11 protein-coding genes are annotated in these 9433 nt (G+C 64.1%); 8 read left to right on the top strand and 3 right to left on the bottom strand.

From position 1 onward, the window contains the following. Window positions 1–20 precede the first annotated feature (20 nt). From ACE04A_RS09100 to ACE04A_RS09085, 4 genes are all read left to right on the top strand, one after another. Window positions 21–1865 (top strand): gamma-glutamyltransferase family protein, encoded by a 1845-nt coding sequence (locus ACE04A_RS09100; RefSeq protein WP_448718692.1) that lies wholly within the window; start codon window positions 21–23, stop codon window positions 1863–1865. Between the two features lie 120 nt (window positions 1866–1985). Next, a complete protein-coding gene (locus ACE04A_RS09095; protein WP_259251962.1) occupies window positions 1986–2960 on the top strand; it encodes a diacylglycerol/lipid kinase family protein in 975 nt (324 codons plus the stop codon). Then, window positions 2957–3751, top strand: coding sequence for a metallophosphoesterase family protein (locus ACE04A_RS09090; RefSeq protein ID WP_279995901.1), 795 nt, complete (start codon window positions 2957–2959; stop codon window positions 3749–3751). The genes ACE04A_RS09095 and ACE04A_RS09090 overlap by 4 nt, the downstream gene beginning before the upstream one ends. Continuing rightward, window positions 3748–4512 carry a phosphatase PAP2 family protein gene (locus tag ACE04A_RS09085; protein ID WP_448718586.1) on the top strand — a complete coding sequence of 255 codons (765 nt, stop codon included), beginning with the start codon at window positions 3748–3750 and terminating at the stop codon, window positions 4510–4512. The genes ACE04A_RS09090 and ACE04A_RS09085 overlap by 4 nt, the downstream gene beginning before the upstream one ends. On the opposite strand, the gene ACE04A_RS09080 is transcribed toward ACE04A_RS09085, so the two are convergent. From ACE04A_RS09080 to ACE04A_RS09070, 3 genes are read right to left on the bottom strand one after another with little or no spacing between them, the layout of a single operon-like run. Then, a complete protein-coding gene (locus ACE04A_RS09080) occupies window positions 4486–4926 on the bottom strand; it encodes an NAD(P)-binding domain-containing protein (RefSeq protein ID WP_448718585.1) in 441 nt (146 codons plus the stop codon). The two genes, ACE04A_RS09085 and ACE04A_RS09080, sit on opposite strands and share 27 nt — an antisense overlap. Then, complete coding sequence (locus ACE04A_RS09075) at window positions 4923–5366, bottom strand: PaaI family thioesterase (protein WP_100857387.1); 444 nt, start codon at window positions 5364–5366, stop codon at window positions 4923–4925. The genes ACE04A_RS09080 and ACE04A_RS09075 overlap by 4 nt, the downstream gene beginning before the upstream one ends. After that, window positions 5363–5980 carry a TetR/AcrR family transcriptional regulator gene (locus ACE04A_RS09070; RefSeq protein WP_259251957.1) on the bottom strand — a complete coding sequence of 206 codons (618 nt, stop codon included), beginning with the start codon at window positions 5978–5980 and terminating at the stop codon, window positions 5363–5365. Before ACE04A_RS09070 ends, ACE04A_RS09075 begins: the two co-directional genes overlap by 4 nt. A 461-nt stretch (window positions 5981–6441) precedes the next feature. Here ACE04A_RS09070 and ACE04A_RS09065 point away from each other — a divergent pair, with 461 nt between their 5' ends. From ACE04A_RS09065 to ACE04A_RS09050, 4 genes are all read left to right on the top strand, one after another. Beyond that, window positions 6442–7551: a porin gene (locus ACE04A_RS09065; protein WP_279995904.1), complete on the top strand. Its 1110-nt coding sequence runs from the start codon at window positions 6442–6444 to the stop codon at window positions 7549–7551. Between the two features lie 297 nt (window positions 7552–7848). Then, on the top strand, window positions 7849–8208 hold the full coding sequence (locus ACE04A_RS09060; RefSeq protein ID WP_006217959.1) for an NADH-quinone oxidoreductase subunit A: 360 nt from the start codon (window positions 7849–7851) through the stop codon (window positions 8206–8208). A 45-nt stretch (window positions 8209–8253) separates the two neighbouring features. Further along, window positions 8254–8730: a NuoB/complex I 20 kDa subunit family protein gene (locus tag ACE04A_RS09055; protein ID WP_006217960.1), complete on the top strand. Its 477-nt coding sequence runs from the start codon at window positions 8254–8256 to the stop codon at window positions 8728–8730. Window positions 8731–8806: 76 nt separating this feature from the next. Next, entirely contained in the window at window positions 8807–9433 is a 627-nt protein-coding gene (locus tag ACE04A_RS09050) for an NADH-quinone oxidoreductase subunit C (RefSeq protein WP_100857384.1), read from the top strand.

The raw sequence follows: 9433 nt of genomic DNA, 5'->3' as shown, positions 1-9433 counted from the left end.
CCCCCACTACAGGATGCATCATGTTCACGACTCGCCCGGAAATCCTAGGCACCTTCGGTGTGGTGACCTCTACCCATTGGCTGGCCAGCGCGGCCGGCATGTCGCTGCTGGAACGCGGCGGCAATGCGTTCGACGCCTGCGCGGCGTCCGCCTTTGTGCTGCAAGTGGTGGAGCCCCATCTGGTCGGCCCGGCCGGCGAAGTGCCTGCGGTTTTTTATTCAGCTCGCACCGGCAAGCTGGAAGTGCTGTGCGGCCAAGGCACCACGCCCGCCGGCGCTACGCTGGAACGCTACCGCGCCGAAGGGCTGAAGCTGATTCCCGGCAACGGCCTGCTGGCCACGGTGATTCCCGGCGCCTTTGACGCCTGGATGCTGCTGTTGCGCGACCACGGCACGATGCGCGTGCGCGATGTGCTGGAACCCGCCATCTATTACGCCGAGCATGGTCATGCGCTGATGCCGCGCATCTCGAACACCATCACGGGGCTGAAGGATTTCTTTGAAACCCATTGGCCCAGTACGGCCCAGGTCTATGTGCCGGGCGGCAAGGTCCCCGAAGCCCGCAAGCTGTTCCGCAACCCGGCGCTGGCGCGCACGTGGACGCGGGTGCTGAAAGAAGCCGAAAGCGTGGGCGCGGACCGCGAACGCCAGATCGAGGCCGCCCGCGACGCCTTCTACCGTGGCTTCATCGCTGAAGAGATCGACCGGTTCGCGCGCAACACGGACGTGATGGACGAAAGCGGCACGACGCACCGTGGCGTCATCACGGCCGATGACCTGGCCGGTTGGTCGGCCAGCTACGACACCCCGCTGACCTACGACTACCACGGCTACACCGTGGCCAAGGCGGGCGCCTGGAGCCAGGGCCCGGTGTTTCTGCAAACGCTGGCGCTGTTGAAAGACATGGACCTGGCGGGCGTGGGGCCGAACAGCGTTGAATTCATCCACCGCGTCACCGAGGCCATGAAGCTGGCGTTCGCCGACCGCGAAGCCTATTACGGCGACCCGGCCTTCATCGACGTGCCGTTGGCGCACCTGCTGTCGGACGCCTATAACGCCGAGCGCCGCGCGCTGATCGGCGAGACCGCGTCGCACGACCTGCTGCCCGGCACGGTGCCTGGCTTCGAGGCGCAGGTGGCGCGCGTGATGGACACGCTGCAACGCCTGTCCCCGGTGTCCGCGCCCGGCAGCGCCACCAATGAGCCGACGCTGGCGGATATGCGGGCTTCCGATATGCGGGCTGCCGATGCGCGCGCTTCCGACATGAGCGCTTCCGCCAAGCGCGGCGACACCACGCATGTGGATGTGATTGACCGCTGGGGCAACATGATTTCGGCCACGCCCTCGGGCGGCTGGTTCCAATCGTCGCCCGTCATTCCCGAACTGGGCTTTGGCCTGAATACCCGCGCCCAGATGTTCTGGCTGGAAGAGGGCTTGCCCGGCACGCTGGCGCCGGGCAAGCGTCCGCGCACCACGCTGACGCCGTCCTTGGCGCTGCGCGATGGCAAGCCGTATCTGGCCTTCGGCACGCCGGGTGGTGATCAGCAGGAACAATGGCAGTTGCTGTTCTTCCTGCGCCACGTGCACCATGGGCTCAACCTGCAGGAAGCGATTGACCTGCCGATGTCGCACACCATGCATTTCCCCACGTCGTTCTACCCGCGCGACCGCAAGCCGGGCCACCTGGCGGTGGAAGCCAGCTTTGGCGCCGACGTAATCAACGGCCTGCGCCAGCGCGGGCACCAGATCGAAGAGGTGCCGGAATGGTCGGTCGGCCGCCTGACGGCTGCCTCGCGGGATGAAGACGGCCTCTTGCACGCGGCGGCCACGCCGCGCCTGATGCAGGCCTACGCCATCGGCCGCTGACGGTCGCCAAGCCGGGAGCCATGAGCGTGGCGCCCGGGGTTTTCGGACCTCTCCGGGCTGTTCGGCCGGTAGTGCGCTAGCGCCTTGCGGCGTTTTGCCGGCATGGGCTATCTTTCTCCCATGACCTTATCCGATCAGCGCCCAGGCACCGGAGCGCGCTCCCTGACGGGACAAGAGCCGCTATTCATCGTCCTCAACACAGGATCGGGGCGCGGCGACGCGCAGGTCCTGCAAGACACCATCCGCGGCATCCTCGACGAGGCCGGCCGACGCTATACGCTGATGGCGGTGGACGACCCCAAACACTTGACCGAAACGGCGCAGGACGCCGTCAAGCGCGCCCAGGACGAGCAGGGCGTCGTCATCGCGGCGGGCGGCGACGGCACGCTTAACGCGGTCGCCGCCACCGTGCTGGGCAAGGGCGTGCCATTCGGCATCCTGCCGCAGGGCACGTTCAATTATTTCGGGCGCACCTACGGCATTTCGCAAGACACGGATGTCGCGCTGCGTGGCTTTCTTCAGGGGCACATTGAACCCGTGCGCGTCGGCCAGTTGAACGGCCGGCTATTCCTGGTCAACGCCAGCCTGGGGCTTTATCCCACCTTGCTGGAAGACCGCGAGGCCTACAAGCAGCGCTTCGGCCGTAGCCGGATGGTGGCGCTGTGGTCGGGGCTGGTCACCTTGCTGCGCGCGCCGCGCCAACTGCGGCTGCAACTGGAAGAAGAGGGCGGCGTCCGCGACTTGCGCACGCCGACGCTGGTGGTGGGCAACAACAAGCTGCAACTCGAACACGTCGGCATCGAGTCGGAAGATCTGGAACGCAACCGCCTCGTTGCCATGACGGTCAAGCCGGTCGGCACGCTTGCGCTGTATGGGCTGCTGGTGCGCGGCCTGTTCAGCCGCCTGGGCGAAGCCGAACATGTCATCAGCTTCGGCTTTGAGCGCATGCGGGTGCGGATACGCGGGCGCAACCGCGTGAAGGTGGCGATGGACGGCGAGATTTCCTGGATGAGCACGCCGCTGGAATTCAAGGTGGCCGACGAAAAGCTGCCGCTGGTGGTGCCTGCTGACTCGCAATACCTGGACCGCTCATGACGCGGATCCTGCAATTGTCCGACACGCATTTCGGTACCGAACGCAAACCCGTGGTGGAGGCGGCGCTGGATCTGGCGCGCTCGCTAAAGCCCGATCTGGTGGTGCTTAGCGGTGACATCACGCAGCGCGCGCGGCGGGCGCAGTTCGCCGCGGCACGTCGGTTCATCGAGCGCCTGTCGCTGCCCGTGCTGGCCGTGCCGGGCAACCATGACATCCCGCTGTACAACGTGTTCGCCCGAGCGCTGAACCCATACGGCAACTACCGGCGCGCGCTGGGCGCGGTGCTGGAGCCCGTGTTCGAAAGCCCAGGGCTGCTGGCGGTAGGCGTGAACACCACGCGGCCGCGCCGCCATAAAGACGGCGAGATCTCGGACGCGCAGATCGCCCGAGTCGCGCAACGCCTGCGCCAGGCCCGGCCGGGCCAATTGCGCATCGTGGTCGCGCATCACCCCGTTCGCGCCAAGGTGGAGTCCGACTTGTCCAACTTGCTGAATGGGCGCGAACGCGCGCTGGCGGCGTGGGCGCAGGCGGGCATCGACCTGGTCTTGGGCGGGCATATCCATCTGCCCTATGTGCTGCCGCTGTCGTCGGCGAATGGTCCGGCGGGCTGGATCGTGCAGGCGGGCACGGCGTGCTCGCGCCGGGTTCGCGGTAGCGTGCCCAATTCGGTGAACGTGATCACGCACGAAGGCGAGGGCGGCCAGCAGCTTTGCCATGTCGAACGCTGGGATTACGCGGAAGCCACGCACGTGTTTGCTCCCGTCGACAAGACATTGGTGACCCTTACATGACCGAGGTGTATGCGGCGTGGGTTGCGTCCCACGCCATGGAATTGTTTATTGCACTGCCGGTATTGACTGGGGCGGCGGCGCTGTTGGCCGTCCGTGCGTTTGCCGGCGGGTCCGCCGTGACGCGCCGCGTGATGTTCGGGGCAGGGGTGTCCGCCGCGCTGCTGACCTTTCTGGTGCTGGCCGCTGCGGTGCATACCCAAGGGCGGGTGGTGGTCTTCGATGGCGCGCTGGCCGACGCGCTGAGCATGTCGATGGATGCGTCGCTGCTGTGGCTGCTGTCCTGGTTCACGTATCTGGGTGACCGCAACTTCCTGACGGTGCTGGCCGTGGCGATGACGCTCTATCTGCTCTGGACGGGTTGGTGGCGGCTTGCCGCGTTCTGCGCCATCACTACGGGCCTGGGTGGGGCGCTTAACTGGCTGCTCAAGCACACGTTCGAGCGCGTCCGCCCCGAACATGATCACGGATTTGTCGCCGCCACGGGGTGGAGCTTTCCCAGCGGCCACGCCTCGGCGGCAATGGCCGTGTACGGCACGGCCTGCTATCTGGTCTGGCGTTTGGCGCCTGCGTCGTGGCGCCTGCCGTGCGTGGCGGTTGCGGCGGCGCTGATCATGGCTATCGGCCTTAGCCGCATCCTGCTGCAGGTGCATTTCGCCAGCGACGTGACGGCTGGGTTTGCCGTCACTCTGGCATGGCTGGCGGTCTGCGCGGCCGTGGCCGAACGCTATTGCGGCTCACGCCGGGCAGAGCAACAGCTTTAACAGCCGCTGCGGCATGCCGCTAGCCGCCTCGGCGGCGGTCTGGCCCGGAAGGCTCGTGTAGCGTCCGCCCGCGCTGGCAATCGCGCGATCCAGCCGCTGGGCGCGTTCCGCTGGCGGCGGGGTCAGGTCCACGATCAGCTTGCCCTGGATCGGCGCCGTTACCTCGCCGTCGCTGAACCGCTCCAGCGTGCGATCAATCTCGCGTTCCCGTGGCAAGGCAAGCACGATGGTGTCCGATTCCATCAGCGCTTCTCGCGCCGACGTCGCCAGCGTGGCCGAGCCGCGAAATTGTTCGCAGCGTTCCGGGTCGATGTCATACAGGGTCAACGCGATGTCCGGTTCGGCTTCCAGCAAGCGCCGGGCGGCCAAGGTGCCGGTGTCGCCCATACCCACGATGCTGATGCGCGGGCTCATGGCTTGGGCACGGACCACGTGCTCACGATATGGGCAAGCGGCTCGTCCGAGCCGTCGCCGGTCAAGATGACTTCACCTGCCGACAGCCTGCCCACCTTCAGCAGCCGAGCATCCGCATAGATGGCCCCCGCGGGGCTTTTGCGCAGGAAATTGATGGTCAGGCTGGCCGTGACAGCGTGGCTTTGGCCCGTGGCGCCGACCACGGCGGCATACATGGCCAAGTCCGCCAGGCCCATCAGCATCGGGCCGGCGACGATGCCGCCCAGGCGCTGGTGCGCGTCGCGGGCGGGCAGTACCGCGCGGGCGGTGCCTCGGCCGATGTGCAGCACGTCGATGCCCAGCAAGAGAGAGAAGGGATGCTGGTCGGCCAGCAAAATGTGGAAATCGGCCAGGCTGATCAGGGGCGCGTCGGTGTCGGCGGCCAGTGCGGTTGCGGTCATCGTTGCTCCAGGGCGAGGCAATAATGGTCCAGCAGGGCGTCGGCCTGCTGACCCAGGGATTTCAGACGATGGGTATGCAGCAACAGCAATAGCCCCATCAGATAGGTGAACAGGTTCATCTGCTCGACCGCCACGGTGTCCGCGTCCCAACCCTTGCTGCGCGCCAGCGCGCCACCCAGCAGGTCCACGCATTGCCGCAGGCGAGCGTTCAGCTTTTCGTCCATGTCCCGCCCCAGGCCCCTGGGGCCCAGCCCCTGGAACAAATACATGCCCAAGGAAAAATCGGTGCGGCGTTGGGCGTAATAGCCGAAGAAGGCGTGGATGGCCTTGCGGGCGGCGCCGGATGCGGGCCCGGTGCTTGCCGCCTCGTCCAGGTGCGCATGCAGGCGCCCGAGCGATTCGTCCAGCAGCGCGCCGTACAGGGTTTCCTTGCCTGCGAACCAGGGGTAAATGGCGCCGGTGGTGCAGCCGGCTTCCTTGGCAATTGCCCGTATCGTCGTTTTCTCTAGCCCGTCGCGCTCAAACACGCGTTGCGCGGCGCCCAGAATCAACTGGCGCCGCAGCGCGTTCAGCCGTTCATTTCTTTCGGTGCGTGCGGTGGGGGCGGCGGACATTTGGGCGGCTGGAAGTCGACGGAATGAGTGCTGATCATATCGACGATTTTTCCAAATAACAATGTTATTAACCGCCGCCGAATCGCCTCAGGAATGACGAGGCGTGCACAGACATTCAGACGGATTCCGGGGGGCGAACCGGCCAGCGCCAAGCGTGAAAGCGGGTTGAAAGAACGCCTCGGGAATGGCCTGAATAATTAGGGGCAGGGCTGAAAGTCGCGTGGATACGTGCTTGCCTGTTTTTGCTCGGGTAAGCCCTAACACCGTTGGCGCGCCGCCCGCGCGATGTTGCAAGATCCCAACAGGGGTGTCGCAAACGTGCACTTTTCTGATGCCGACCATAGCCAGTCCCCCCGATTTTTGATGCAATAGCGTCAACTTCCCTTCGCGGAGTTAGGGGGGCGGCAGGCTGGTTTGCTGGATTGCTGCTCTTGTCACTCAAATCAACGGAGATTTCTTAAATGAAAAAGACTCTGCTCGCTGCCGCCCTGCTCGCCGGTTTTGCCGGTGTCGCCCAGGCAGAAACGTCTGTCACCCTGTACGGTATCATCGACACGGGCCTCGGCTACAACAAGATCAGCGGTGGCACCGATGCCCAAAACGGCAGCCGTTTCGGCATGATCAACGGCGTCCAGAACGGTTCGCGCTGGGGTCTGCGTGGTTCGGAAGACCTGGGTGACGGCCTGCGCGCTGTTTTCCAACTGGAATCGGGCTTTGATTCGGGTAACGGCAAGTCGGCTCAAGGTGGCCGTCTGTTCGGTCGTCAAGCCACCGTCGGTCTGGCCAGCGACAGCTGGGGCCAACTGGACTTCGGTCGCCAAACCAACATCGCGTCGAAGTACTTCGGCTCGATCGACCCGTTCGGCGCTGGCTTCGGTCAAGCTAACATCGGCGTTTCGATGAGCGCTGCCAACACGCAACGCTACGACAACATGGTCATGTATCAGACCCCGTCGTACAGCGGCTTCCAGTTCGGCGTTGGCTACTCGTTCAATGCTGACGACAACAACGCCGACCAAACCGGCTGGCGCACCGCCGACAACACCCGCGCGATCACCACCGGTCTGCGCTACGTGAACGGCCCGCTGAACGTCGCTCTGACGTACGACCAGCTGAACCGTTCGAACAAGGCCATCCTGGGTGACGACGACGCTACCCCGCGTATGTACGCCATCGGCGCTTCGTACGACTTCGAAGTTGTGAAGCTGGCTTTGGCCTACGGCCGCACGACCGACGGCTGGTTCGCTGGCCAAGGCGTGAACACCGGCTCCGGCTCGCTGAGCCTCGGCACCAACATCTTCGCCGACGGCTTCAAGGCCAACTCGTACATGGTCGGCCTGTCCGCCCCGATCGGCGGCGCAAGCAAGCTGTTCGGTTCGTGGCAAATGGTTGACCCCAGCAACGACCGTATCAACGGTGCTGAGACGATGAACGTCTTCTCGCTGGGCTACACCTACGACCTGTCCAAGCGCACCAACCTGTACGCTTACGGTTCGTACGCCAAGAACTACGCCTTCATCGACGACGTCAAGTCGACCGCTGTCGGCGTCGGTGTCCGTCACCGCTTCTAATCCACTGCGGGGCGCAAGCCCTGTTTGGATTTGACACGCAAGCGAACGAACGGGCTGCGGCTCGTTCGTATGAAGCCACCCTTCGGGGTGGCTTTTTTTCGTGCTTTGGTCTGATTTTTGATGACGCGCAGGAGCTTGTCAGTTGAGTCCTGTATGCTTGCGGCTCTGTTCCAAAAACTGCGATTGTTCCATTTGAGGAATGCAGTCTTTCACCCGTTGTTCAAGCTACAGAGTTCAGCCGGAAGTAACCACGCGAATGCTACAATCCTAAGGTTTGCGCATTTGACGGACGCCTGAATGAACCTGCAACAGTATTTTCCCGTCCTGCTGTTTATCGTAGTGGCCACCCTTATCGGGTTCGCGCTTCTAACGGCCGGCTCCCTCCTTGGCCCGCGGCGTCCCTACGCTGAGAAGCTGTCGCCCTATGAGTGCGGCTTCGAAGCGTTCGAAGACGCCCGCATGAAGTTTGACGTGCGCTACTACCTGGTGGCGATTTTGTTCATTCTTTTCGACCTGGAAATCGCGTTCCTGTTCCCGTGGGCCATCGCCCAAGGCACAGTCGGACTCGTCGGTTTCTGGACGGTCATGGTTTTCCTAGCCGTGTTGACCGTCGGCTTCATCTACGAATGGAAAAAGGGCGCGCTGGACTGGGAATAAACCCCCTCGGGTGGTTCTTTTCACAGCACGCTATCAGAGACGAATATGGCTATAGACGGCATTCTCAAGCAAGGGTTCATCACAACCAGCGCCGACAAGTTCCTTAATTGGGCGAAGACCGGCTCCATGTGGCCCATGACCTTCGGTCTGGCCTGTTGCGCGGTTGAGATGATGCACGCGGGCGCGGCCCGCTATGACCTGGACCAGTTCGGCATCATCTTCCGACCCAGCCCGCGTCAGTCCGATCTGATGATCGTTGCTGGCACGCTGTGCAACAAGATGGCGCCGGCGCTGCGCAAGGTTTACGACCAGATGCCCGAGCCGCGTTGGGTCGTTTCCATGGGCTCCTGTGCCAATGGCGGTGGCTACTACCACTACTCGTATTCGGTGGTTCGTGGCTGCGACCGCATCGTACCGGTAGACGTCTATGTGCCGGGCTGCCCGCCCACGGCCGAGGCGCTGGTCTACGGCTTGCTGCAAATGCAGAACAAGATCCGTCTGACCAACACGATTGCGCGCTGATCTTTCGCCCCGTCCGCGGCAGCCCTTGCCGCCGGCGTTCTCGAAACCAGCGTATCGGTTCACCTAAGCGTACAAGATGATGACCAGGCTCGAAACCCTGAAAAACAATTTGCAGACCACCCTCGGCGCGGACATCGCGCTGACCGAGGCGTTGGGCGAGCTGACGCTCGAAGTGCCCGCGCAGCAGTGGTTCTCCGTCTGCAACAAGCTGCGCACCGAAGCCGGTCTGCGCTTTGAAACCTGTATCGACCTCTGTGGCGTCGACTACCTGACCTGGGGCAACGGCACGCGCCAACTGCCCGAGGAACCCACCGCCAAGGTGCATCGCGCGCGCTTCGCCGTGGTGATTCACCTGCTGTCCATCGAGAACAACTGGCGCCTGCGTGTCCGCACCTGGGCCGCCGACGACGAATTCCCGATCGTGGCGTCGCTGATGGAATGCTGGCCGGCCGTGGGTTGGTTCGAGCGCGAAGCGTTCGACCTGTACGGCATCGTCTTCGAAGGTCACCCCGACCTGCGCCGCATCCTGACCGACTACGGCTTCATCGGTCATCCGTTCCGCAAGGACTTCCCGCTGTCGGGCACCGTCGAAATGCGTTACGACCCCGAACAACGGCGCGTCATTTACCAGCCGGTCACGATCGATCCGCGCGAGATCACCCCGCGCGTGGTCCGCGAAGACTCCTACGGCTTGGGGCGTTAA

The sequence above is a fragment of the Achromobacter colocynthidis genome, assembly GCF_057334535.1.
This window is presented reverse-complemented; position numbering and strand designations above follow the sequence as displayed.